The sequence below is a fragment of the Methylobacterium sp. 2A genome (assembly GCF_009806555.1).
Classification (GTDB): domain Bacteria; phylum Pseudomonadota; class Alphaproteobacteria; order Rhizobiales; family Beijerinckiaceae; genus Methylobacterium.
Window position 1 is genome coordinate 52,487 of the sequence record NZ_VUOK01000056.1, and the last position, 25,159, is coordinate 77,645.

Sequence of the window (25,159 nt, forward strand, 5' to 3'; positions counted from 1 at the left end):
CTCAGACGCTTGGCGAGCCGAAACAGATCCGCGTGATCGGTGGCAGATACGCCCCCGATGCCCCCGCAGCTCTCCGGCTGTCACAGAGGAAAGGAGAAGCGGTTTTAGAGGATCTTGGACCGATTATCTTAGAAAAGGACTTTGAGCCTATCGCCTAGTGTGTAGGCAAACCGACCGTTTTCCCGACGTTGAGAGTCGCTCGCATAACGCGAGCTTTCGGAACGATCCTCAAACGAAAAAGGAGTCGCATGGTGGGCGACCCCATCAGTCTCCGTCGCACTGAGGGAAGAGGGTCAGTACTTCCGTATGACCGGCTCCTGCGCCATCGGCACTGGATCGGGGCCAAACCTGTACGTCAGGCCGGCGTAGATTGAGAGTGGTTGCGCCAACGTCGTTGTCCGCGGGTCGTTGATCGATAGAGTACCGGCCACCGCGCCCGGCTGTGCGAAGGTGCCGAACGTGGCGTAGCGATTGTTGGTCAGGTTGGTGATCAGCCCGAAGATCTCCAGGTTCTTGGTCACCTGGTACTTCGTGGTCAGGTTCATCACGTAGTAGGCCGGCAGCTTGCGGTTCAGGTTCGACTGGTCGCCGCGGAAGTAGGACGACGAGAACGCCGCCACGTTGAGGCCGAAGCGCCAGTCCGGGCTGATGTTGTATTCGAAGCCGGCCTTGACCTGGTGATCGGGGATCAGCGGGATCTTGTCACCCTTGCGGACGTTAATCGAGCCGTCGTCATTCGCCAGCGGGTTATTGCGCGAGGACAGCGTCTGATCGAACTGGAAGGTGGCATCGATCAGCGCGTAGTTGGCGTAGACGAGCAGGATCGGGGTGACGACGTACTCAGCGCTGACCTCGATGCCCTGACGCCGGGTCGAAGGCACGTTGGTGTAGTAGGCGCGCGCTGCGTTGCCAGCGACGGCGATGGGGATGATGTCGTTGGTCAGGTCGGTGCGGAAGACGCCGGCCTTGTAGGTCAGGTTGCCACCCGAAAGGAAGTTCGGGATCACACCCCGGAAACCGACCTCGTAGGTCTGGCCGGTCACTTGTTTCAGCGGCGGGTCAGACACGAGCGAGTTCGGCAGCAGGCACGGCTGGTTCGGGTTCGAGCAGGACAGTTCCAGGGGCGTCGGCGCGCGGTTCGACTCCGAGTAGCTGCCGTACAGGTTCAAGGTTGGGTCGAACTGGTAGGTCAGGCCAGCCATTGGGTTGACCGTGAAGTAATCGTTTGTGCCCGTCACGTCCGGTGAGAAATTGGTGAGATCGCGCGTTTGGATGCGAGCGTAGTTGAGGCGAAAGCCGGCCGTGAGTGACAGACGATCAGTCAGATCGAGCGTGTCGGTGGCGTAGAGGCCAAGGTACAGTGTGGACCCATTGACCGAGCTGGGAGCGACACCGATCGCTGCGAGCGAACGGATGTCCGTCGTGCCGAGGCCGGGGATCGTGCCGTAGTAGGGGTTATTCGGATCAACCGTGACCGATAGGTCGGGGTGTAATTACCCAGGCCCTTGCGCGGGTTGGGTTTCGCTGATTCCCTCGTGGGATGGGGCGCGGCGATCTTGAGCGGTTGAGCCGCGAGGAGCTGATCGAGCTGGTGCTGCGGCTGCAGCGTCCAGACAAGACCTCGCGCACTTCCTCGAAGCCACCGGCGACCGACCGCAAGGAGCGGCGCGAGCACTCCAAGCCCGGCGGGGCCAAGCCCGGCCACGAGGGCCACAGCCGGGTGATGAGCGACGATCCCGACGCCGTCGTCGAGCATCGTCCTGATCGCTGCGCGTGCTGCGGCGGCGCCCTGCACGGAGATCTTCCTTCCGAACTCGTGAGCGTGTCTGAGCGGATCGAGCTGCCGGAGGTGGCCCCGGTCGTGACGCAGCATCGACGGCTGGCCGTGCAGTGCTCGACCTGCGGGGCTCGGGTCGTCGCACCGGTGCCGGAGGCGGCCCGTGGCACACCCTTCGGCCCGCGGCTGCATGCGGTGGCGACCTATCTGAAGACCTTCCAGGCGCTCTCCTACGAGCGGCTGCAGGCGGCGTTGTCGGATCTGTTTGGTCTCACCCTCAGCCAAGGCGGACTGATGAACCTGCTCCAGCGCGCGCAGAGCCGCTTCCATCCGGGTCACGAGGCCGCCGTGTCCGCCCTGCGCAAGGCCGCGGTGGTCGCCTCGGACGAGACCGGCGTGCGGATCGAGGGCTCGAACGCTTATCATTGGGTGTTCCACGCGGCCAATGCCGTGGTGCACACGGCCTCGCCGACGCGGGGCGCCATCGTGGTGCGGGAGATGATGGATAGGCACCGGCCCGCGGTGTGGATCTCGGACCGCTACACGGCTCAGCAGGGCCATGCGGCCGAACACCAGACCTGCCTCGCCCATCTCGCCCGCGACGTCGCCTACGTCGTCGAGGCGAGCGACGATCCGGTGCCCTGGCGTCTGCAGCTCTGGCTGGCCTCCGTGTTCGCCCTGGCCGAGCGCGTCACCACCTTGGCCACCTCGACCCTGGCAGCCAAGCGCCGGAGCCTTGACCGACAACTCGGGGCCATCCTCGCCACGCCGAGCGGCTGCGACTTGACCCGCGACCTGCAGGCTAAGATCGGCCGAGCCCGCGCTCAGCTCCTCGTCTTCCTCGCCCATCCCGGGGCGGTCGAGCCGACCAACAACGGCTCGGAGAGGCTGCTGCGCCCGGCGGTCATCCAGCGGAAGATGACCAACGGCTACCGCGCGATGTGGGCCGCCGAGGGCGAGACCGCCATCCGAACCGTCGTCGATACCGCACGCCTCACAGGCCACAATCCCTTCGGCACCATCCTAAAGACCGTGGGCGCCTAAACCCTGCAATTGCCGGGGTGGGTAATTACGTCGGGGTTGATGACGCCCAGCGTGCTCGACGATTTGAACGAAAAGGTGGACGCATCGACACTGCCACCCACGACGAAGGTATTCGGCAGGCCGAAGATTTTGTCGCGGTTGGCCGCCTGAAGCGAACCGCCGTAAGCCTCCGACTCTGTCTTGGTCGTGTCAATCGTACCGTAGGGAACGTTCCGAAAGGGGATCGTTTGACCATTTAGGCCGACGATTGGAAATTGATTGTTGTAGGCCCTGGCGGATTGGCCCGGCTGCTGCAGAAACGCATCGTTCTGGTAGCATAGGAAACCACGAAAGCTTCCACGGCTGCTGCAATTCTCGAAGTTGCCCTGGTTGCCGTCGTTGTACCGCTCGCTGAACCGGCGGTAGTAGGCGTTGCCAGCGAGATCCCAGGTCGGGGAGATGTCGACCCGGCCGGTGAGCTGGATCGAGCTGACCTGGGTTGTCTGCGTCTGTGGGTTGGTGAAGATCGCCCGCGGGTCGACATGGGTGAAGTCAACCGGGGTCGCCGCGGCGGCCCCGTAGAAGCTGCGCGCGGCCAGCCCGATCAGGTGGAATTCCGAGTCCTGCGAGCGGTAGCCCAGGTCGGCATAGAGCCGGCCGATCGTGCTCGGGTTTTCGTAGCGCCAGCCTCGGTCGTTGAGGCCGTCGCCCGTGAAGTAAAAGCTCCATGGACCAGAGATCTTGCCATACTCAAAGTAGCCGGCCGTGCGGGCGTCGGAGCCGCCCCAGGCGCTGATCTCGGTGCCCTGCCAGGTGAAGCCGTTCTTCATCTGGAAGTTGATCGCCCCGCCGATGGCGTTGAGGCCGAAGACCGGATTGCCTGTGACCACGTCGATGCGCTGGACCGCCTGCGGCGGGATCAGGTCGAAATTGACGACGTCGCCGAAAGCCTCGTTGATGCGCACACCGTTCTGGTAGACCGCCAGCCCCTGCGACACGCCTTGCACGGGCGAGGCGGTGAAGCCGCGGTAGTTCAGGTCGGGACGGTTTGAATTGCCCTGCGAGTCGCTGAGGCTCACCCCAGGTGTCTCCCGGGCAAACGTGGCGACGATGTTGTCGGTGCCGCGGTCGACCTCGATCTGCCGCGTCGTGACGGTCTCGACGGTACTCGGGATTTTGTTGAGCGGCTGCTCAGATCCGCGCAGACGCACGCTGCCGGGCGCGACCGGCACGGTCAGCGCGCTCTGAGCTGCCGTGTCGAGGTTCAGAGCCGGACTGGAATTGCCGCCACCAGCCCCGACGGGTGAGGTGGAAACCACACTGATCTCACCAAGCGTGACGGACTGCTGCGCCTGCGCGATGCCGGGCAGCAGCGCCACGGACGCGATCAGGCTGCCACGAAGGGCTCGCATGTTTCCCCCCAACCCAGGTTCTTAAACACGGGCCGCTTCTTGTCGGCTACGCCGGCTGCACTCATGCGGGATCGGGGTTCAAGCTCAATATGCCTTCGCCGCTTATTCCACCCTCTCAGCAGCTTCGGCGTTCAATTCGCCTGCATCGTGGCAGCAAAGTCACGAAAACTTATGTTTATCAGCGACCTACAGGAGCCTGTGGCAAAAATCGTGGGAGGATCTGGCAAAGACGGACGCCACGATGCGGTTATAATCCGGCGATTAGCTCAGCCTCTTCCTCGGGGGACATCGACCCTTCCATGGCAGCTCAGTCTCGCTTCCTCCAGATCGCCGCACGCAGTGGATTGCCGAAGATCATGACGGGCAAGGGAAGTGTCCTGGCACCAGGGACCAAGCCCACGAAGGTCTCGTATGAGCTACTATTGGGAGGATCACCGAGCCGCGTCATCGCTCACGGCACGCTGCACGTCCGCTGCTCGGCACTGGAGCGGATGTGGCTCAAGCCGAATGTGAGGCTGCGGCTCAAAAACGTTTACCGCATCGACATATCCATCACCGAGATGAAGATTGTCCAAGCGTCATTCAAGGTGGTCGAGGAGACCTGATTGGTGAGGCAGTGAACGGCGATGTCGGCCGCTCAACGCCATAGGTGGCGTCTGACCGTTCAGGCCAGACCGACAGCATGTAGACCATGCGAACCAGGCTGATGGCGGTTCGCACGCCGAGTTCGCCACGTCCGCCCCGTAGCTCTGCAGCCACGGTATAAGCCGCGACTGTCGTCAAACCGACCGTTATCCCGACGTTGGGTCGTGCGCATTACGTGGTCTTATGAAAGATACGAAGCGGATATCGATGACTGCGGTTACTGCCCCGGCGACGTTGACGACGTTATTGAGACCCTCTGAGTAGAACACTATACGGCCTGATGGCATGTGGGCAGCGTACTTGACAGTGATCAATATGAAACCGACGTCGAAGCTGCCAAGCGCGGCCTTTAGCGACCGATCCATCGTTGACTTTCTCAGTCAGTGGAATGCATTCATGCACTCAAGCGACGAAACCCACACACTCTGCACAAACGATGAAGAAAGCAGCCTCATCCCAGTGGTTGAAGATCGGTGACGTTATACTCTGCGCGCGATAAGCGGCGATGATCACGTCCAAAATAGCGGAGGCGATCAGCAAACCCGAAAAGGCGTGTAGAAAGCTTTCCCCGACCAATTGAGTTGTCGACAGCGCGCCGAGAGCAGCAAGTTTTATCAAAGTGCGCGAGATCGCTAGAACGTTTCCTACACCAGATCGAGTTGATCGCTCCGTGTTCATCATACGCGGTATCCGCCAGCGAGAAGGCGTCGCGGACTCGCCGTCCTGATCAAGGATCAGGAGTTGAACGGCCCACCGAGTCAGAATTTCTCCGGCTGAGAGGCCTAGGTAGGCCATCCGCCGACTTAAGCGTCCTGCGCAATAGGCGGCGATGGTCCGATGTCGGACAGTCTTGGATAAGGAGAAAAAGCCGTGAGCGGCCCTAGAACGCCAGCCTCGGGGGCGTCGTATACCCCGGGAGCTCAACTGGGGTTCTCCAGGCTGAAGGTTCCGCTGGCCTCGTCGTAAGCGAACGCCTCCGCGTAGCGGCCCCAGGAGATCAGGGCGTTCAGGGTCTGATCGGCGTACTCCTCAGACATGTAATCCTCCAATTCGACCTGGAAGCGGCTGCGCGGCGCGGTGTGGGAAGTGCGGTCGTCGAGAACGCGCCGGACATGAGCCGCGAGCGGAACGTGCGCGATCAGGTGCCGCCCAAACAGCTGTTTACGCTCGTCCACTTCCCCATCGGCGAAGCGACGCCCGTCCGGTGTCAGGCGGATGTCACCACCCTCCAGCTCGGTAAAGCGCAGGAGCTGCAGCGTCTCGGCGATCGGGAAGAGGTCGTCGATCTCCAGGGCGAGCGCGCTGGCGAGTGGCGGCAGGTCAGCCTGGCCGTGATATGGCTCGCCGTTGACTGCCTCCATCAGGCCGGCGAGCAGGTTGGTCGAGACCGGTGGCAGGATCATCCCGATGCCCATGCCGGGAAACAGGTCGTCCTTGGCCTGGGCGACCGGCTCGGCTGTTGGCGCACCGAAGCTCGCGTTCGGCGCCGGACGGGCGGTCATGCGGGCGTAGATGTCGTCGACGATGGTCCGGAACGTCGGGTCGAGACGATTGCGTGGTTGGGTCAACTCGACTCGAAGGTCGGCTACCACCCGCCCGGGATTGGAGGAGAACACGAGGATGCGGTCGCTCATCAGCACCGCCTCCTCGATGTTGTGCGTCACCATCAGGATCGAGCGGGTCGGCATCCGGCCCTCGATCCAGAGATCGAGCAGGTCGGTGCGCAGGTTCTCGGCCGTGAGGACGTCGAGCGCCGAGAACGGCTCGTCCATCAGCAGGATCTCAGGCTGCACCACGAGAGCCCGGGCGAGCCCGACCCTCTGGCGCATGCCACCCGAGAGCTCCTTCGGATAGGCACTCTCGAAGCCATCGAGACCGATGAGGTCGATGGCGGCGAGCGCCCGCTTGCGTCGCTCACCAGGTAGGACTCCCTGCGCCTCCAACCCGACCTCGACGTTCTGGAGGACCGTCAGCCACGGGAACAGGGCGAAAGACTGGAACACCATCGCAACTTGGCGCGCAGGGCCGGAGACGGGTTCGTCGTTAATCCATACGCTGCCGCGGCTCGGCGGCATGAGCCCGGCGATGATGCGCAGGAGGGTCGATTTCCCCGACCCCGACCGACCGAGGAGCGACACGATCTCGCCAGCCTGAAGGTCGACCTGGACATCGTCCAGCACGAGCAGATCCGGCGCCCCACCCTTGTGGTAAAAGTGCTTCACGCCCTTCACGGAGACGAGCGTGGCGCTCCCCTGCGCGATTGGGTGTGGCAAGCTGACCTGGGCATCCATGCGGAAGACTCTCCGACGTGGGGCTATGACGACGGCGGCCTTGCCGCCTAGTTCAGGCGGAAACGACGCTCTCCGTAGGCGTACAGCGGGCGCCAGAGAAGGCGATTAAAGGCCACTACAAACAGGCTCATCACCGCCACGCCGAGCACCACGCGGGGAAAGTTGCCGGCCTCGCTCGCGTCGGCGATGTAGGCGCCAAGACCGTTCGCCCGCAGCTTGGTGTCGCCCCAACTCGCGACCTCGGCCACGATGCTGGCGTTCCAGGAGCCGCCCGAAGCCGTGAGTGCGCCGGTCACGTAGTAGGGGAAGATCCCCGGCAGAATGACCTGCCGCCACCATTGCCAGGATCGCAGGCGGTACATCGTCGCCACCTCCCGCAGGTCAGTCGGGAACGCGCTCGCCCCGGCGATGACGTTGAACAAGATGTACCACTGGGTGCCGAGTACCATCAGCGGCGAGAGCCAAATGTTCGCGTCGAGCCGGAATGCGACGATGGCCACGACCGCGAACGGGAACAGGACATTGGCCGGGAACGCAGCGAGGAACTGCGCCACCGGCTGAATGCGCTCGGCGACGGCGGGGCGCAGACCGATCCAGACGCCGACCGGCACCCAGACCAGCGAGGCCAGCGCGATCAACACCATGACGCGCAGCAGCGTCAGACCTCCAAGCTCGATTGCTTCCAGAACGTCGCCGAGGCCGAGGGTCGTACGGACATAGGTGATGACATGCCACGCCGCATAGGCCGATAGGATCAGGATCAGCCCGAACCAGGCACTGTCGATCAGCCGGGTGCTGGCATGGGGCTTCCTTCGATGGGCGGCTCCGACAGGGGCGATTGCCCTCCGGAGGGGCCACCGTACCAGGGCGATCCGACCACCAAGCCAGCGCAGCGGCGAGACGACGACCTTGGTCAGACGCGTGCCGCGTAGCAGGTCGTAGACCCAGGATTGTGGACGTCGCTGGGCGGCGACCTGCTCGAAGCGGAACTTGTCGGCCCAAGCTACGACAGGGCGGAACACGAGCTGGTCGTAGAGCAGGATGACGAGGGCGATGGCGAACACCGCCCAGGCAATCGCGGGGATGTCCCGCCGTTCGATAGCCAACGACAGCCACGCACCGATACCGGGCAGCGTGATCCGGCTGTCGCCGACCGAGATCGCCTCAGATGCGACGACGAAGAACCATCCGCCAGACATCGACATCATCGCGTTCCAGACCAGCCCCGGGACGGCGTAGGGGGCTTCGAGGCGCAGGAACTTGAGCCAGGGCGAGAAACCGTAGCCGGACGCGACCTCACTTAGGTCACGGGGCACATTGCGCAGCGACTGGTAGAACGAGAAAGCCATATTCCAGGCCTGGCTCGTGAAGATCGCGAAGATTGCCGCACATTCGGCACCTAGCTGGCTGGCCGGGAACAGGTGCAGGAAGAACAGGACTGTGAAGGTCAGGAAGCCCAACACCGGCACGGATTGCAGGATGTCGAGGGCCGGGACGATGACGAGTTCGGCCTTGCGGCTCTTGGCAGCGAGCGTTGCGACCACGAAGGTGAAGACGAGGGATGCTGCCATGGCGGCAAACATGCGCAACGTCGTGCGCAGGGCGTAGTCCGGCAGGTGCCATAGATCGAGCGTAACCGGGTCGGCATCGAGCGCGGCGAGCGGTGCGTGCATCTCGTGCACGCCGTGGGTAAGGGCGACAAGCGTCCCGATGACGATGACGAAGGCGGCGACGTCGTAGCCATTCGGGACCAGGGAGACGCCGAGCCGGCCGACGCCGAGGGGAACGCGGCGGGTGATGTCACGGATCGCGCGGGCATCGAGCATGCTGGACCTCGCATGGAGCGAATGGCTCCCGCTGCACGCCTATTTCGGGCGCCTCATGATGCACGACGCAGGCGAACGGCCCAGCGCGTCGTCTCAGGTCTTGCGTGCATGCGACGCAGCGATCCGCTCGAACACAGGCCGCCGGCTAGGACCCCTACGCAGCCAACGATGCGAGATCCGCGCCCTGGATTTCGCGATGTTGCCAAGGGCGTAGAGAGCCGTGCCGACTGTCCGACACCTCTTCATCGGGCGCCCAGCGGCATGCCAGCCGGCCCGTCGCCGGATTGACGGTCCAAACGGCCCGCAGCGTTCCGGAGCCGTGCTGCCCTGTCTGGGTGCCGGCACCGCGGGAGGCGGTGGGATGACGGCGGACGGTCGAGACGACGTTCCCGTCCTTGGCAGGCACGGACCGGACCCAAGTACGCTGTGCGAAAAGGATATTCATGGCTCACCTCTCTGAAGACCGGCCGTCCGTGCGGCCGGGTCTCGGAGGCGCGCCCTGTCAGGCGTCCGTGCGAGAGGTGGCCGGCGCGAACGGCGCGGTCAATCGACTATGACTGTCGCTTGGCATGGGACGGATCGTTCCTGAGGTATGCAGCCGTGTCGAAGGCCGGCTCGGGTGCACGGCGGTTGGATACACCCCTATCCAGCCAAGTCAACGCTTACATTCTTGAGCTTTGTGGTAGGGCCCTGTGGGCGGGTGGGCTTGTCAGGAAGCCTGTGTGCGGGCGGCAACTTTGGAACCGAAGGACGCTTCCGCTGGCACGACGCGAGCCGTCCCGCCTCCTTGACACGCCCCAAGGCCAGTTGCTGACCAGCGCCTATTCCAAAAGTGCCCTTGACGCCAATGGCCTGCTCAACAAATTGAAGAAAACTCTATCCGACCGGGCTCTCAGCGCCGAGACGGGTCATTATCCGACGGGCCATGACGCCGGCGGCGAGCCCGTTGCTCCTTAGATATTCGAAATCCAGCCGCTGCATGATGTATCAACCATGGCGACACACAATCGGGATATAAAGGTCGGCCATGACCTTTGATGACGCAAATTTTAATCGACAGAAATCGAAGCGCCAATCTATAGTTATCTAATCTATCTTGTGCGGCAATCAATTGGTACGATCTTTAACGCTTTCCCTGATCTTGGCAAACTGGATCCTCTCCGCACATGCGGGGCCACACGATACACTGCATCGGCGCCCCGATGAGTACTCGCCAACCAGTGTTGTACTCGTCGGTCCTCATGTTGCTGTGACTCGCTCTTGTGGGGGAGCCTGGCCCAAAAGGGAACCGCTGTCGCGATCGTTCTGCTCATTAATGCCGGCTCAGACTTCGGATTGCGAGGGATTGCTGCGAATGCACGGCATGTTGCGCTGGGCGGAAAATCGATGCTCTCTGAGCCAGTACAATCCTGCAATCGTCGAAGAAGCGAGGAAATGCTATGAACAGCTTGGCTCTAAAATCGCAGCACCGCTGATGGTGTTGGGCGCGAAAGAGTTCGAGCAACGTGCTTCAATGCAGGGCAAGGAAACCTTCTGCAATGAAATTGTGAGACGTTTCCCCATGGCTGTCCACTGACAATAAGTAAATTTACGTCAGGATATTTATATTCTGCGCTCAGAAATCAGCATGAATACGCGTTCCGAAGAAATTAGCCGGGCCGCGATCTTTGTTATAGCCGGGGTTGGCGATAAGCTGGTAATCGAATGAGACTGCTACCGCCTTGGTCACGTTCAAAGAGTAATACGCCTCAACGCCACGCTCGAGACCGTAGTGAAGCTGCCCATCCCCGATCACGAGCCCCTGCCCACCCGCAGCAAAAAACTCGCGATGTGCATGGGACAGGCCGTTGACGAAGGTGCCGATACCAACGGTGTCGTTCGGACGGTCCCAAGCCACACCCTTCAACGAGAGGCCGCCTGAAACGCTGCGATCAATGTCGGTAAAAGATAAGTTCTCGTTGCGCCCGTCCGACGTGCTTGCCCGCGCAAACAAGCCGAGTTCGGGCGTGAGCGCCTGTTCAAGGTTGACGTAAGCGCCGCTCTTGTTGCGGTCCTTGCGGGTCAAGGCAGTCGTGGTGTTGATGTCCGAGAACGCGACTGGATCGAACGCTGTCAGCGTGAGGACCTGCCTAAAGCTGGCAGTCCGACCTTCGTTCGAGTATAGGCCGATCCGCAGTTTGCCGGGTTGATCCAGCAACGGCAGAACGTGCCGCTCTTCAAACTCCAGCGTTGCGCCACCGCGTCGCGTAATACGCGGGTCGAGGGGGTCCGTGCTGGGTAGCTTCGGCACCTGCGTGTAAGCGGCTCGGATCGCGAACTCCTTGCGGTTGTACTCGGCGATGACGCCCTGCGTGAAGCCGGGCAGATTTGCAGGGAAGTCGTACCCGCCAGACTCCCAAAGGGCCCAGTTCATGAAGTCGACCCGCGGGTCGTGCGCGTAGATGTTGCCGTCGAAGAAGTCGCCCATGGCAAATTTGCCGGCGATCACGGTGATCCGCTCGATGTCGCGGGTCGTAGCAACCTGGTTCGGGCCGTCCGGAACGGTCTCCGTCTCACCACCGAGCCCGAAGGTCTGGCGTACATAGTAGCGCTGAGAGCGCAACTTCGGGTTCGACGAGCCGGCCTTCTGCGCCTCGCCGTTGACGAAGCCTGCTACACCCGTCGTGCGGCTCAGGCCGAAGCCCTGGTCGAATTCAGGATTGTAGTAGAGCTCGGTGCTGTCGGTGAGCCTGAAGCCGAGAAAGGCCGTCGCCGTCAAAGTGCCCCGGGCCTGATGAGGCACGAGGCTTTGCGGTCCGAGATAGGGCGAGTGGAAGCCGGTGACCCCTTGATCAACGAAGGTGGTCTGCCCGTGTAATGAGAAACGGCCCGTGTCGCCGTTGTCCGGATCGTGCGGCGCAACCTCTACCACATCCGGAGGAAGCGTCAGACCCGCAGGAAACCATGACAGCCGTGCCATGGCTTGATTGGAGGTGAACGAGGCCCGGGTTGAGAACGGGCCGCCGGTCTCACCTGGCACGCTACCCAAAGCCAGCCGAGTGGAGCCGAGGTCCAGGTAGCGGTATTCCAGCCCGAGGGCGAGATTGGGCGTAATGGCGTACTGAACGCCCGCTCCGAGGGTGAAGCCGACAAAGGATCGGTCCGCCCTCGCGCTGCTTGCCAGTCCCGTGGAAGGGTCGGGAAAGGTGGCCAGGAAGCGCGTTTGAGCGCCCGCAAGGCCGAAAGTCGCGTAGACGAGATATCGCTCGAAGGCATAGCCGAGCCTGGCACGAGCGGTGCCAAACAGATTGGTCTGGGCACGGATCAAGCTGAAGGTGCTGTCGGCGTTCTCGAACCCGAAGCCCTGAGCGGTCGAGGAGACCGGCCGCTTCAGGTTGGAACCAGAGATATCGGCCTCGAAGCCGTATACGTAGGGACCAGTCTGCCAGGAATAACCGCCGAAAACGCCGCCGAGCGCCGTCGTCGCGTTACGGCCCGGATCGTTACGGCCTGTGGCATCTCCAGAACGGAAATTCGGCACCGATCGACGACCAATTTCGCCGGCGCCGAAACCGAAGTTGCCGAAGGAGCTACCCGCGCTTCCCTGAAGGCCGATAGACGCACCGGACCAATCCGCGAAATCGACTTGCTCGGCCCGTCCTACGCGTTCCGGGACGAGGTCTGCCCCGTGCGCCTGGAGGACAGCATAGGCCAACAGGCTTGTGCCAGAAGCCGCCAATCTGAGCACGAGCTGGCGATGCTTAGCCGGCATATATGCGCCTCCAGATTTCGGCGCTCATGATCTTCCAGTCGCGGCCGATCGCTCCCGCAAACATGTTCATTCGAGGCGATAAATACCTTGCTCTCGCGAGCTAGCTTGGCCTTTGCGGGTTGGCAATCTCTATGCTGAGGAATCTACCGTTCCGCTGCAGGGAAGTCACAGGCTCCTGAGTACCACCTCACTGAGCGGGTTGCGCAGTTACATCATTCGGACGTCTGGAACACCGCAGTGAGGCGTCGGCTTCGGCGCCCGTGTTCGCCCATGCCACGCTATTCGACCGGTACCCTGCCGACTGCGCCACAGCGAGTTTCCGCGATGACATTGACCTCCTCAGCTGCGAGCGTGCGGATGCTCGGTCTTGCGGTCGCGCTGGGTCTGACGCCGTCCGCTCACGCCGACGATGACGGTCTGCGCGTAACGCGGCTGACTTCCGCCGACTTGGCCCTCATGCTGACGAACGTCTGCGAGGCCACCGATCCCTCGTCCTCGCATACGTGGGGAAATTCACCGGAAGCCGTTCGTGCGGAGGCGCAGCGGGTCAAGGACCAAGTCAGCAAGGGCTTAAGCGAAGGCCAGCTGCTCTCGGTCTTGCGCCGAGCAGCAGACGCTGCTCGCGCCATCGCCTTGCAGGAAGTCGGCGTCTTGAATGCCTCGGATCCTGCAGTGGAGCGGAGCAGAACCCTGTCGTGGTGCGCCGGACCAGTGAGGTCGACGATCGAAAACTTCATGAAGGACAACGCCACAGCACGTTGATCGGTGCTGACTGGAGCAACGGAGCCCACTCGTCGGTCTTCTGCGGCATACCCTCCTGAACAGGATCAAACAGATGCCTCCCGACTGACCTGCTCAGCGGCATCTTGCACCGCGCGTGCCCAATGCGGACAGGTGTGGGACTTGAGATCAGCGCGGTGCCTGCGTTCCTGAACGTGCTGGCAGCATCGCACGAACGCGTCCGTCCAGATTGCAGCCGCCGCAAGCCCATCGTCCGCATGCGGCCCGACCTCGAAGTCAGCCAGGCCGCACACAGGGCATACGATCGATCCCATGAGAGCCTCCCCTCACACCTCGACCTCGGTGCCAACCTCCATCACCTGCGGGGCCGGCACGCAGAAGTAGCTCGCCGTCTCCTCGGCGTTGCGCTGCATCAGCGCGAAGATCTCCTCGCGCCAGCTCGCCATGCCGGGATGCTTCTCCGAGGCGACCACCGTCTCGTGGCTGATGAAGTAGGCCAGGGCCTCGACATCCACATCCGGCAGCTGACCGCGCTCGACGGCCTGCCGCAAGGCGCGCGGGATATGCACGTTGTCCATGAAGCCAAAGCGCAGGATGACCCGCGTGACATCCTGGGCGACCGGCACCACCGCGATCTGCTCGGCCTCCGTTGCGTGCGGCACGTCCAGGCCTTGGATGGTCACCAGCAGCACGCGCTCGTGCAGTACGTGCAGGTGACGTACGAAGTTCATCAGCGGCAGCGGCATGCCCTCATCCGCCCAGGTCAGGAACGCACCCGTGCCCGGGATGCGCGGCAGATGCTTGGCCTCAACCTGGCGCAGGAACTCGTCCTCGGGCATGCGCAGCTGCACCCGAGCCGCTTCCACAAGCTGTGTGCCGCGCCGCCAGGTCAGCATGAGGAAGGCCACGCCCGCCGCCAGCAGCAACGGAAACCAGCCACCCTCGAACAGTTTCAGCGTGTTGGCGCTGAAGAAGGTCAGGTCGATGACGAGGAATGCGCCGTTGACCGCGAGCACGAGGCCGAGGTTGAAGCCCCAATGCAGCGCGATCAGCGCCGCCAGCACGGTCGTGATCACCATCAGCAGCGACACTGCGATGCCGTAGGCGCCCGCCAGCGCGTCCGAGGAGCCGAAGGCCAGCACCGCGCCCAGCGTCGCGATGGCCAGGAGCCAGTTCACGATGGGCACGTAGATCTGCCCGGCCTCGTGCGACGAGGTATGGACGATGCGCATGCGCGGGAAGAAGCCGAGCTTGATCGCCTGCTCGGTCAACGAGAACGCGCCTGAGATGATGGCCTGAGAGGCGATGACGGTGGCCAGCGTGGCGAACGCCACGAGCGGGTAGTGGATCCAGCTCGGCGCGAGCTGGAAGAACGGGTTGTCGACCGCGGCCGGGTTCGAGAGCAGCAGCGCGCCCTGGCCGAGGTAGTTTAGCACCAGGGCCGGCAGCACCACCGCGAACCACGCGAGCCGGATCGGTGCACGCCCGAAATGGCCGAGATCGGCGTACATCGCCTCGCCGCCGGTGACCGCCAGGAAGGCCGCGCCCAGCATGGCGAAGCTGACCGGCAGATGCGCGGTGATGAGGTAATGGACGGCGTGGAACGGGTTCAGGGCCGCCAGGATCTCCGGGTTCTGGCGGATGCCGGCCGCGCCGATAGCCGCGATGGTGGCAAACCACAGCAGCATGACCGGCCCGAACAGACGCCCGATGAAGCCGGTGCCTTTGCGCTGGACCGAGAACAGGCCGATCAGGATGACGACGGTGGCCGGCACCACGAACGGCGTCACGCCGGGGGCATCGACCTTCAGGCCCTCGACGGCTGAGAGCACCGAGATGGCCGGGGTGATCGCGCCGTCGCCGTACAGCAGCGCGGCGCCGATTAGCCCGACGACGAGCAGGATGGCGCGCCACGAGCGCGGCGGTGCGTGCCGGGCACCGAGCAGGGCGAGCATGGCCACGATGCCGCCCTCGCCGTGATTGTCCGCGCGCAGGATCAAGATCGCGTACTTGAGTGCGACGATGAGGAACAGTGACCAAAGGATGAGGGAGACGGAGCCGAGCACCGCGTCGTGCTGGAGGGTTCCGCCTGCAGCTGCGACCTTGACGGTCTCCTTGAGCGCGTAGAGCGGACTAGTGCCGATATCGCCATAGACGATGCCGAGCGCGCCGAGGGACAGGGCGACGGAGGCGGTTCGTGCCGGGAGCTGCGCTTCACCTGCCTGGATTGCGACGGTCACCGGTTCATCTCCACCATCAGCCAGCCGAGCGCGACGGGCGCTATGCTTGGATGACGTTCTCGGTCTCAGACGCCTGGCGAGCCGAAATAGATCCACGTGATCGGCAGTGGATACGTCCCCGATGCCCGCGCAGCTCTCCGGCTGCCACGAACGACAGACAAGACCGCCGTCCTACCATCGGATATGTCGTTTATCCGATCGGATACCGAACAAGAGAGAGCTAGTCGTGCCTTGCATGGCCGCGAAGGTTTGGTGGCCTTAACCACTCGCTGTATGCAGCACATTTGCCAGATTTAGACCGCCTGCCGAGTGTTAATGATGGAGATCAAATACACGTATTGTAAAACTGTAGTCACGCAATCAGACCACGAATCGGAGGCACTGTATTTGTGTCTGGGAACACATCACGCGCCAGAACCTGAGCCGACACGCCGAACAGATCGGTCGCAATACCCTTCGCCACAGCCCTGACATCGGTGGTCGGCTTCAGGTCCCGTCCCTCGTGAAGCGCCCTGGCAGACAAGCCTGGCCAGTCCGTGATGACACGGCCACCGCGTATGGCCCCTCCCACTAGGAAGGCCACTGTCCCAGTGCCATGATCCGTGCCGACTGTTCCGTTGACCTGGGCTGTTCGACCAAACTCCGTCATGACCAGAATGGCGGTATCGGCCCAGCGCGGCTTCAGGATCTCTTCGACCCCCGCCAGCGCTCCATCGAGGCTTCCGAGTAAACCCGCAAGCCGGCCCGTTGCACCGCCCTCGTTCGCGTGCGTGTCCCAGCCTTCGAGCGCAAGGGCGGCGATCCGCGGCCCATCATCGGCCGCCATCAACCGCGCAGCACCCTCTGCGATCCGTCGCATACCGGCCGCACCAGCCATGCCGGGCCCAGCCGAACGCGCAAGGCCCATCGTTGCAGCGCCTGCAAGCTGCTCGGTTTCAAGCCCTTGTGCCAGCGCGACGCCGAGCATGGGATCGCGCTCCCCGTAGAGGCTGAGCAAGCGTCGCGCGAGATCATCGCTAGCGCGTGGGATAAGCGGTGGCGCCCAACCCAGAACGGGGGCGGCCCCACGCAGGATGAGCGGCGCCGTAGCGCCGACTGCGAGAGCGCCAGCTGGTGCGATGCGCGCACCCTACGGTAGAGCTAGAAGGAGGCGATTGAGCCAGCCGCTCTGGGTCTGGCCCGGTCCGGGCTGCCCGCTTTCCAGCACGTCCTGGCCATCGAAATGCGAGCGTTCGCGATAGCCCGTGGCGGCCGCATGAATGACGCTGGCCTGCCCGGCAGCGTAGAGCCGCGCGAAGTTCGGCATGGCCGGATGCAGAGCGAAGAAGCCGTCGAGGGGTAGAGCCGCGTTCGGTCCCTCGCGCGTGAGAGCAATGCCGGCTCGAAGCGCCGCATAGTCCGGGTCTCCGAGCGGTGCGACCGCAGAGAGCCCGTCGAGGGCCCCGCGCAGCACGACCACCATGAACCGGGCATCACGGCTGCCGGGAGCAGCATAGGCTGTTCGCGGAACAAAGCTCCACGCGAACAGAGCCCCAGTCGAGCCGAGCACGGCGCGGCGCGACGGATTGCTCTCACAAAGCACTGACATTGGGCTCACCGTCTCTGGAACTCTGGCGACATCAGGAGGAGCGCCATGGCCTGCGGACGGCTCTCAGCTCGAAGAACGGCGGCGCGGGTCTCCTGTGAAACAGATGCGCCGAGCACACTCTCAAGGAAGGTTGCAGGCTCTTGGACTGAGACAGCTTGACCGAAGCGAGCTGCGATATCGAGCCGGGTCTTTATGCCCTCAGGCGAGGCCCAGTCCACCGCTCGATCAGAATACCCGTTCGGGCCAGGCGGAGCCCAGAAGGGTTGTCCTAGCACTGCAAGACCACCCATCATCTTGACCGGATCCGGCTCGAGGGCGAGTGCCCGCATCGCCGCCACCAGGAACTCCTGCGGCGAACGCACCTTCACCGCCTCTGGCGACCAAGACTCCGGCGCCTCAATCAGCGCCGAAGAGACGCGAGCGAGATCGCCATCCGTCTCACGAAAGGTCTGTGCGAGCTTGGCCACAAGTGTCTCAGGCGGCTCATCGGCCACGAAGTGTCGGACCAGCCTCGTCGCGATGTGCTCGGCCGTAGCTGGACGGCGAGCTAGATCCAGCAGGGCCATGTGAACCTGTTCGGGACCAGCATCGGGATAACTCTTGCCGAGCAGGGTCAGCGCACCAGGCTCGTGAGCCGCGGGGTGGTAGACGGTGCTGCCAGGGAGTTCGGCCGCGTTCGCTTCTCGCGCGATGGTCCAGCCTGTGAGGATCCGGGCGAGATTGGTGACATCGTCCTGCGTGTAACCGCTGCCGACACCGAGGGTGTGAAGTTCAAGGATTTCACGGCCGAGGTTTTCGTTGAGGCCCTTGCCCTTCCGTGCCCCGGCTGGCGAGTTCGGGCCAACGGAAGCGACGTTGTCGAGGTAGATCAGCATGGCCGGGTGAAGTTCGGCCGCGAGCAGCATGTCACTGAAGCGTCCGAGCACGTGAGGCCGGATTGCTTCGCGCTCGAAAGCACCCGTTGTAGCTCGCAAGCGTGGCCCCTTTGCCGCCGAGACTGTAAAGTGGTTGGCCCAGAACCATACCAGCCGCTCGACGAAGCCGATGGATACCTCGCGCGCGATGGCCAGACGCGAGGAGACTTCTGCTCGGTAGAGGCGCTGGGCGACCGGACGTACTGTCTCGGCGTCTTTCGGTAACCCAGCGGCGGTATCGCCCCGCGTCGGCGAGCGAGGAGAGGATGGCGAGTCGCCCACCATCGGCGAACCCATCTCGTCGGGTTTGCCAGTAGCGTTCACGGCTCCGTTTGGTTTGGTCCCACGGGCGAGGCGTCGAGACTGGAACTCCGCTTGTACCAGGCTCAAGATCGCAGGTGTCGTGATGAGATCGGCTCCGACGGGCGTCGCGACAGTCCCAGCCTTGAGCTCGTGGCGAAGGAGTTCAAGGCCATCCTCATTCCGGCTGAGATCGCCTGGGTGCGGCCCCAAGCCGAAGCGTGCAAAGGCCAAAGCGGCGCGACCAAGCTCGACGGACATGCTGCGGTCTCTCTGCTCCGCTCAGGCATGAATGGAACGCGGATGGCTGGGTTGAGTAGCGGGCGTCCTCGAATATAGCCGCCTAGAAGCGGCAGAAGCGACGCGGCACAAAGGGCGTCGGCCGAATGAAGCAACGCCGCGCGTAGTAGGGCCCTGGGCCGTAGAACCGGCGCCGGCCATAGAACGGGCGGCAGCCCCCGTAAGGCCCTCGGAAGAAGCCGGGCCCGCAGCCCTGGGCCACGAGCGTGATCGGGGCGTCAGCCTGCAGCACCGCCGCGGAGAGCGGTCCAAGTGGAGCAGCCTCTGCTACCGCTGCCGGTACCAGGGCGATGCCGGTAATGAGCAACGCTGCCGTAGCTGCAAGCTTTGAGGGCATGTACATCATGTTTCTCTCGACACGAACAGATCAGAACAGTCGCGGAACGAGAAGATCAGGCCGGCTGAATACGAAGGACATCCAGACGGTTCCCGAACCATTTCGTGCCCGGAAAAAATCCGTGCCCTGCTTTTCGTGGATGTGACAGCATCGGAGGCTTCCGTATCAATTTGTAGCAGGGTGGCTTCGGCGATTGCCGCCGTTTGCGCGCGCCGCATACTTCCCGTCATGCCGTCCGAGCCAAGCATCTACGTCGTCGAGGACGATCCTGAGATCCGCGTCCTCCTGATGGATTTTCTGACGCGGGAAGGTTTTTGCGTGGAGACGGCCGACTGTGGCGCAGCTCTCGACCGTCTTGTCGAGCGTTTGGGACGGCCGGATTTGTTGGTGCTCTACTGGATGTTGCCGCGCGAAGATGGCCTTTCCATCTGCCGCCGGATCCCCGACGCTCTGGCCCTGCGAGACCAGCACATCCACCTGCCGCAGCTTGGCGACAACATCCTCCGGCTTGTGCCGCTTCGTTCCCATCTGTCCGTCCTCGTCCTGGCCCGAAAGCCATACCTCAGGGCGGACCACTTCATTGGCTCTCCGTCGGGTTTGGTGGATCATGCTGCAAAGAGGAAGCGGCGACGTAGCAGGTCAAGCTTGGCTCGGCCGTACATGGAGCGCTTGAGCAGCTTGAGGCGGTTGACCTGTCCCTCGTCCTGCCCGCTGCTCCAGGGCAGGCGAAGGCCGGCGCGAACGGCAGCCCCGTCCTGATCGAGGCTGACGGCAAATCTCTCGACCACCCGCACGCCGCAGACCCGGGCGTCGGCCAGCCAAGCATCGAAGGCGGGGATGATGCCAGGCTCGGCCTGCGCGCCGCCGCAGCCTCTGCGAACGATCCGACAGAACTGGCGGCCGAGATCGACGACCCGGGCGGCCTCGTCATCCTGCAGCACACGCGCGACCGCAGCGGCGGCGTCGGCATCGAGATCCTCTGGCTCGCGCAGGAGATGCCACGACAACTGCTTCGGTGAGGGGAGCGGCGGGGATGATGTCGGCGCGGTCGGCGCTACAACCGACGGCACCTGCAGGCGCCGGATCGTGGTCTTGGCCGGGCGCGTACGCCGCTCGGACAACCAGCGCCGGACCTGCTTCGCTGTGCCGGGAAAGCCGAGCCGGCGAAGCTCGCGCCAGAGCTGCATAGCGTTCTCGCAGCCCTCACGGTGGCGGGCGTGCAGGTGGTCGAGATGAGGATCGAGGATGCTGCGCCCTGGCCCGCGCCAGCCATGGCGCGGGAAGCGCTCGGCGAAGGCGAACTTGCGCACCGTGGCGCGGGCCAAGCCGGTCTCGCGGTTGATCTGCCGGAGCGACTGCCCGGCCGCGCGGCGGCGGCGAACAACGTCGTAAAGCACCTCCCATCGCCCGACCGCGGCTGCGCGGACGAGCGCCTCGGCGGGGGCTCGGGGGTAGGCTTTGGTGCGCCGGGTCGAAGGGATCAGTGTCCCGACCGGAGGCAACAGCTTCAGACGTGGGTGGACGCGGGCGAGCCAGCGCTCGATCATCTGGCGGGTGTTGAGCAGCAGGTGCCAGCGGTCGGCGATCTGCACGGCCTCGGGCGCGCCCAGGGTGGTGCCGCGCGCGTACTCGGTCGAGCGGTCGCGCGCCACGAGCTGGATCTGGGGCTCGCGGCGGAGCCAAGCGGCCCAGGTCTCGGCGGAGCGGTCGGGCAGGAGATCGATGGGACGACGACGTTCGAGGTCGACCACGATGGTCCCGTAGGTTCGACCCTTGCGCCGTGCCCAGTCGTCGACGCCGACGACCTGCGGCCGGTCGACAGCCGGCAGCGGCATGCTCCGGATCGTCCGCAACAGGGTCGTAGCGCTGGTCGGCATGGCCAAGTGCGCGAGCAGCCGGGCGGCAGGCTGGCCGCCGAGCGCGAGACCGGTCCGAGCCTGGGCCTGGACGAGCCGCCGGGTGCGCTGGGCGTGGCGGGCGAGCAGATGCGGGAAGCGCTCGGCGAAGGTGTGGCGGGGGCAGGCCGGGTCGCGGCAGTAGAAGCGCCGGACCGCCAGTTGCAGCCGGACCGCATTGCCGCTGACCGGCAGGTCGGTGGGCCGTCGATGGTAGCGGCTATGGACCGACGTGCTGAGGGTCCGACACGTCGGGCAGCGGGCATGATCGTGCCGAGCTTGGGCGAGAACGGTGAGGGCCCCGGGGCCGTCCCGTGCGACACGAACGAAGCGACAGCCGGGCAGTAAGCAAAGCAGGGTCATGCCCTGATCTGCGTCCTGACGACGACCTTCGCTACGGGCCAACCGTCACGATAACTTTCCACCAAACCCGACGGAGAGCCACTTCATTGGGGGCGGATCACTTCACAGCGGATGGCTGACGCTGAGCCAATGTGTGGGACGGCACTGAGTGGGGACCACGGGCACCCAAGTGGTAGGGGGCGGCATCCTCATTTTGGCGCGGATTTAGGCGGCACTCTGCCGTTCAAATGGCCAGCATGCTGCGAGCAGGGCAACCATTCGCCAATGAAGCCATTGAAGAGCAGCACGTAAGTGCTTTTCAAATGGAGACGACGATGCCCCAGCAAGCTCATACGGAAGCCGCCGAGCATCACGAGAAGGCAGCCAAGTCGCATCGCGCTGCTGCCGAACATCACGGCAAGGGCGACCACGCCGCCGGTCACAAGCATTCGACCGAAGCCCATGGTCACTCGACCAAGGGTCACGAGCACTCCACCAAGGCGCACGGCAAGAGTGGCGAACACCATAAGTAGCCTTTAGGCGCAACAAGCTCGTCCTCGCCCATCGCAGGCGGGGGCGCGCACTTGCCTGGACGTCCCGGCGAGGCTGAGGCACCTCAACGTGCGCTCAAGGCATGCCGACTAGTTGTCGGCAATCCGACCGTTTTCCCGACGGTCCAGCGGGGCCGGTCGCGAGCTGTGACCTTCAGCGATAAATGGCAGTGTTTTTGGAGCACTATGTGGCACCGATGACGAGGGTGCTCCTCGCGGCCTCGACAACATCGTCCGTGATCACCTTGAGCTCATTGATCTTGAGAATGCGTGCGATCTGCACGAACAGGCGCTGAAGCAGCCGGAAGTTGCCGCCCGTAATCCGCGCGATCGAGGCCACAGCCTGCACATCGGTGAAGTCCGCGTCGTCCAAGGCAAGGCCGAGTTGACGCCAGTGGCGCGTCAGCACGAAGGTGAGTTCGTCGCCCTGTAAGGGACGGTAATGGTGGGCGAACCCGACACGGCTGTAGAGCTGAGGATAGCGCGACAGGCGCTTCTCGATCCCTGGCATGCCGATCAGGATCACGCCGATCCCCGTCCGGTCGAAGACATCGCGCAGGTGCTCCAGGCCCGTGGTCGAGAGTCGCTCGGCTTCGTCCACGATCAGGAGCTCGGTCAACCCGCGCGCAAAGCCCGTTGGCCTCCCTTCCCCGCTCGCATGGTGTTCGCCGAGACAGGCATCCATCCGCACGGTGAGAAAGGTCACCTCGTTGCGCAGCACCCGCAACGAGCAGGCGACCGCCGGAGTGTAGAAGACGCTACAGCTCTGGGCGAGCACGCCATAGATCTTGGCGTCCGACGGCTGTCGCGGTCCCCAGGTGTCGAGGAAGGGCTCGGCCACCTCCCAGCGCGCATAGCGACGTGCCGAGAGTGTCTTGCCGACCCCGGCCGCCCCGTAGCAGAGGCCGATGTAGCGGTGCTTGCGCACCGCATCGGCGAACTCGATGAAGCGGCGATGCTCCTTGGTGGCGATGAAGGCGCCCGATCTGGCGGTCATCCCTCGTCCTCTGCCTGATACACGCGCAGCTTGAGCCGCGGCGGCGAGCGGGCCGGGGCGATCTGACGGTTGAGACGGACGGGATCGGGCAGGAAGTCCGCGACGCGCGCCACGCGCTCGTTGATCGCAGCGCGAAGGCTGCGGCGGTGCAGACGGCGCGCCGCCTCGATGTCCTTGAGGCTGAGAGCTTCTCCAGCGTGCTCCTCGTTCACCGCCCAGCAGAGGAAGCGCTCACGGTGGAACACCCGGATCTCCGACACATCGCGTGGGTCGTAGCGGATCGTGACGGTCTCGCCGACATAGGCTGCCAAGGTCGATGCGACGTACCGCAGGCCCTGGAAGTGAATGCCGTCCCGACGCACGCAGCGTGGCTTGGCGACCATCACCAGCAGGAGGTCGAGCGCCTCCAGGCTCTCGGGCAGGCGGGGCAGGAAACCGTTCGCCCGCCATGCGTCGAGGGGCGCTTGCCCGATCTCGCCGTGCGTGCGCCGATGATAGGCGTCGCGGATGAAGGCGCCGATTGCGCGATCCAGATCCGCCAGTGACAGGGCTGGTGGGCTGACCGGCCCGCCCGCGACGAGGTGGCCGGGCAGCTCGGGGAGGAGTTCGGTGTTGATGGTTCCGAACAGGCGCTCGATCTTACCCCGGCCCTGCGGTCGCGCGACGCCGGAATGAACGATTTGCATGTGCAGGCTCGCAGCCACCTGATCGAGATGGCGGCTCGTGAAGTCGCTTCCGTGGTCGACATAGAGCACGTCCGGGATGCCGCAGACCGGCCAGGCCGCATCGGCCTTGCGCCAGATCGCGTGACGGAGTGCGAGGCTGGTGTTGAGCGCTGAGGGCGCGCCCAGGAACAGCATGGTGCCCGCGATTGCCCGTGAGTGGTCGTCGATCACCGTCGTGAGCCAGGGCCGGACCGGCCTGCCGTCTTCGTCGAGAGCCATGATGTCGAGCAGGGTGTGATCGGCCTGCCAGAGCGCGTTGGGCATGCTCGCCCGATGTCGGCAGATCAGCTCGTAGCGGTCCCGAAAGACGGTCGGTCCGTCCAGGGCCAGGGTGACCATGGCCGGGTCGAGGCGGGAGAGGATGGCCCAGGTCGTACCGTAGGAAGGCGGGGGCCACCCCTTCGCCTCGGCGACGGCCGTAATCCTGCGATGGATGGCGGCGGCCGAGGATCGCGGTTTTCTCAGGCCCATCCCCTCGATCAGGCTGACCAGGTCGGCGGGCAAGCGGTAACGGCCGACATCGCAACGGACGGCACGGGCCAGGCCCGCCAGTCCGTCGCGTCGAAATCGTGTCAGCCAGCGCCGGGCCGTTCGCAGCGGCACGTCGGCGTCCGCGGCGGCCCGGGTCAGAGGCACGCCCTCCTCCAGGGTCGGCCGGAGCACGGCAAAGCGGGCCATGGCGCGCTGGCGTTGAGGCTCGGTCAGTTCCACGAGGGATGCTGCGGCTGTGTCGCTCCGCATGAGGCCGTCCCTGACCCGCACGTCACAGGACGAGGCCTGTCCGGAACCGACCGGTTTCGGCCAGAGTCGATCACCTATGGCCGGAACATAGCCTTGCGGGGATTTCGGCCATCGTCTAGTTTCGGCCATCGTTTTCGGCCGGATTTCGGATCATGGCTCGCACCTTCGCCTACCTGCGCGTGTCCACCCTCGGACAAACCACCGACAACCAGCGCCAGGAGATCGCCGCCGCCGGCTTCCAGGTCGAGCCGCAGCGGGTGATCACCGAGACGGTGTCGGGCAGCGTCGCCACCGACCAGCGCAAGGGGTTCGTGCGCCTGCTCGACCGGCTCGAGCGCGGCGACGTCCTGGTGGTGACCAAGCTCGACCGGCTCGGCCGCAACGCCATGGATGTCGGCGGCACGATCAGGCGCCTCGATGCGCTGGGTGTGCGCGTGCACTGCCTCGCGCTCGGCGGCGTCGACCTGACCAGTTCGACCGGCAAGCTGACCATGGGTGTGATCAACGCAGTCGCCGAGTTCGAGCGCGACCTCTTGATCGAGCGCACCCAGGCCGGGCTCGCCCGGGCGCGGGCCGAGGGTAAGGCGATCGGAAGGCCGGCGAGCCTGACGCCGGAGCGGCGGCGGGAAGCCGAGCGGCTCCTGCGCGACGGCCGGAGCGCCTCGGCTGTGGCGCGTGAGCTCAAGGTCGGCCGGACCACGATCCGGCGCGTGCAGCAGACGATGCGCAGCCATGAGGTTTCCGCAACTCTGTAGATCGTGGC

The 25,159-nt window shown here is 64.4% G+C and carries 15 protein-coding genes and 4 pseudogenes; 6 read left to right on the forward strand and 13 right to left on the reverse strand.

Annotated elements, in window-relative coordinates; all coding sequences use genetic code 11:
• Positions 1 to 293: 293 nt before the first annotated feature.
• Positions 294 to 1,499, reverse strand: a pseudogene (locus FVE89_RS24650) (TonB-dependent receptor); the annotation flags it as partial.
• A gap of 41 nt (positions 1,500 to 1,540) precedes the next feature.
• Here FVE89_RS24650 and FVE89_RS24655 point away from each other — a divergent pair.
• Positions 1,541 to 2,821: an IS66 family transposase gene (locus FVE89_RS24655; RefSeq protein WP_161392803.1), complete on the forward strand. Its 1,281-nt coding sequence runs from the start codon at positions 1,541 to 1,543 to the stop codon at positions 2,819 to 2,821.
• Between the two features lie 29 nt (positions 2,822 to 2,850).
• Here the strand turns inward: FVE89_RS24655 and FVE89_RS24660 are convergent.
• Positions 2,851 to 4,212 (reverse strand): annotated as a pseudogene (locus tag FVE89_RS24660) (TonB-dependent receptor plug domain-containing protein); the annotation flags it as partial.
• A gap of 299 nt (positions 4,213 to 4,511) precedes the next feature.
• Here FVE89_RS24660 and FVE89_RS24665 point away from each other — a divergent pair.
• A complete protein-coding gene (locus FVE89_RS24665) occupies positions 4,512 to 4,817 on the forward strand; it encodes a hypothetical protein (RefSeq protein ID WP_161392804.1) in 306 nt (101 codons plus the stop codon).
• 442 nt (positions 4,818 to 5,259) lie between these two features.
• On the opposite strand, the gene FVE89_RS24670 is transcribed toward FVE89_RS24665, so the two are convergent.
• From FVE89_RS24670 to FVE89_RS24680, 3 genes are all read right to left on the reverse strand, one after another.
• Positions 5,260 to 5,538: a hypothetical protein gene (locus FVE89_RS24670; protein WP_161392805.1), complete on the reverse strand. Its 279-nt coding sequence runs from the start codon at positions 5,536 to 5,538 to the stop codon at positions 5,260 to 5,262.
• 239 nt (positions 5,539 to 5,777) lie between these two features.
• On the reverse strand, positions 5,778 to 7,148 hold the full coding sequence (locus FVE89_RS24675; protein ID WP_161392806.1) for a nitrate/sulfonate/bicarbonate ABC transporter ATP-binding protein: 1,371 nt from the start codon (positions 7,146 to 7,148) through the stop codon (positions 5,778 to 5,780).
• Positions 7,149 to 7,195: 47 nt separating this feature from the next.
• Positions 7,196 to 8,974 carry an ABC transporter permease subunit gene (locus FVE89_RS24680; protein ID WP_161392807.1) on the reverse strand — a complete coding sequence of 593 codons (1,779 nt, stop codon included), beginning with the start codon at positions 8,972 to 8,974 and terminating at the stop codon, positions 7,196 to 7,198.
• A gap of 1,354 nt (positions 8,975 to 10,328) precedes the next feature.
• Here FVE89_RS24680 and FVE89_RS24690 point away from each other — a divergent pair.
• Positions 10,329 to 10,550, forward strand: coding sequence for a hypothetical protein (locus tag FVE89_RS24690; RefSeq protein ID WP_161392809.1), 222 nt, complete (start codon positions 10,329 to 10,331; stop codon positions 10,548 to 10,550).
• 39 nt (positions 10,551 to 10,589) lie between these two features.
• Here the strand turns inward: FVE89_RS24690 and FVE89_RS24695 are convergent, their stop codons facing one another.
• Positions 10,590 to 12,725, reverse strand: coding sequence for a carbohydrate porin (locus tag FVE89_RS24695; protein WP_161392810.1), 2,136 nt, complete (start codon positions 12,723 to 12,725; stop codon positions 10,590 to 10,592).
• 324 nt (positions 12,726 to 13,049) lie between these two features.
• Here FVE89_RS24695 and FVE89_RS24700 point away from each other — a divergent pair, with 324 nt between their 5' ends.
• On the forward strand, positions 13,050 to 13,487 hold the full coding sequence (locus tag FVE89_RS24700; protein WP_161392811.1) for a hypothetical protein: 438 nt from the start codon (positions 13,050 to 13,052) through the stop codon (positions 13,485 to 13,487).
• Positions 13,488 to 13,792: 305 nt separating this feature from the next.
• Here FVE89_RS24700 and FVE89_RS24705 read toward each other — a convergent pair whose 3' ends face one another.
• The 3 genes and pseudogenes from FVE89_RS24705 to FVE89_RS24715 all read right to left on the reverse strand — a co-directional run bounded on the left by FVE89_RS24705 (position 13,793) and on the right by FVE89_RS24715 (position 18,769).
• Entirely contained in the window at positions 13,793 to 15,646 is a 1,854-nt protein-coding gene (locus FVE89_RS24705; protein WP_161392836.1) for a KUP/HAK/KT family potassium transporter, read from the reverse strand.
• A gap of 412 nt (positions 15,647 to 16,058) precedes the next feature.
• Positions 16,059 to 17,294: pseudogene (locus tag FVE89_RS24710) on the reverse strand (DUF1501 domain-containing protein).
• Between the two features lie 5 nt (positions 17,295 to 17,299).
• Positions 17,300 to 18,769: a DUF1800 family protein gene (locus tag FVE89_RS24715; protein ID WP_161392812.1), complete on the reverse strand. Its 1,470-nt coding sequence runs from the start codon at positions 18,767 to 18,769 to the stop codon at positions 17,300 to 17,302.
• A 664-nt stretch (positions 18,770 to 19,433) separates the two neighbouring features.
• On the opposite strand from FVE89_RS24715, the pseudogene FVE89_RS31710 reads away from it, so the two are divergent.
• A pseudogene (locus FVE89_RS31710) lies at positions 19,434 to 19,529 on the forward strand (DNA-binding response regulator); the annotation flags it as partial.
• 221 nt (positions 19,530 to 19,750) lie between these two features.
• Here FVE89_RS31710 and FVE89_RS24725 read toward each other — a convergent pair.
• From FVE89_RS24725 to FVE89_RS24740, 4 genes are all read right to left on the reverse strand, one after another.
• Positions 19,751 to 21,403, reverse strand: coding sequence for an ISL3 family transposase (locus FVE89_RS24725; RefSeq protein ID WP_161392813.1), 1,653 nt, complete (start codon positions 21,401 to 21,403; stop codon positions 19,751 to 19,753).
• Between the two features lie 188 nt (positions 21,404 to 21,591).
• Positions 21,592 to 21,909 carry a hypothetical protein gene (locus FVE89_RS24730; RefSeq protein ID WP_161392814.1) on the reverse strand — a complete coding sequence of 106 codons (318 nt, stop codon included), beginning with the start codon at positions 21,907 to 21,909 and terminating at the stop codon, positions 21,592 to 21,594.
• A 208-nt stretch (positions 21,910 to 22,117) separates the two neighbouring features.
• On the reverse strand, positions 22,118 to 22,930 hold the full coding sequence (locus FVE89_RS24735; protein ID WP_053621440.1) for an AAA family ATPase: 813 nt from the start codon (positions 22,928 to 22,930) through the stop codon (positions 22,118 to 22,120).
• A complete protein-coding gene (locus FVE89_RS24740; protein ID WP_161392815.1) occupies positions 22,927 to 24,396 on the reverse strand; it encodes a Mu transposase C-terminal domain-containing protein in 1,470 nt (489 codons plus the stop codon). The genes FVE89_RS24735 and FVE89_RS24740 overlap by 4 nt, the downstream gene beginning before the upstream one ends.
• A gap of 152 nt (positions 24,397 to 24,548) precedes the next feature.
• Between FVE89_RS24740 and FVE89_RS24745 the strand changes: the two genes are divergently transcribed.
• Positions 24,549 to 25,151, forward strand: a complete 603-nt coding sequence (locus FVE89_RS24745; RefSeq protein WP_161392816.1) for a recombinase family protein — start codon at positions 24,549 to 24,551, stop codon at positions 25,149 to 25,151.
• Positions 25,152 to 25,159: the final 8 nt, after the last annotated feature.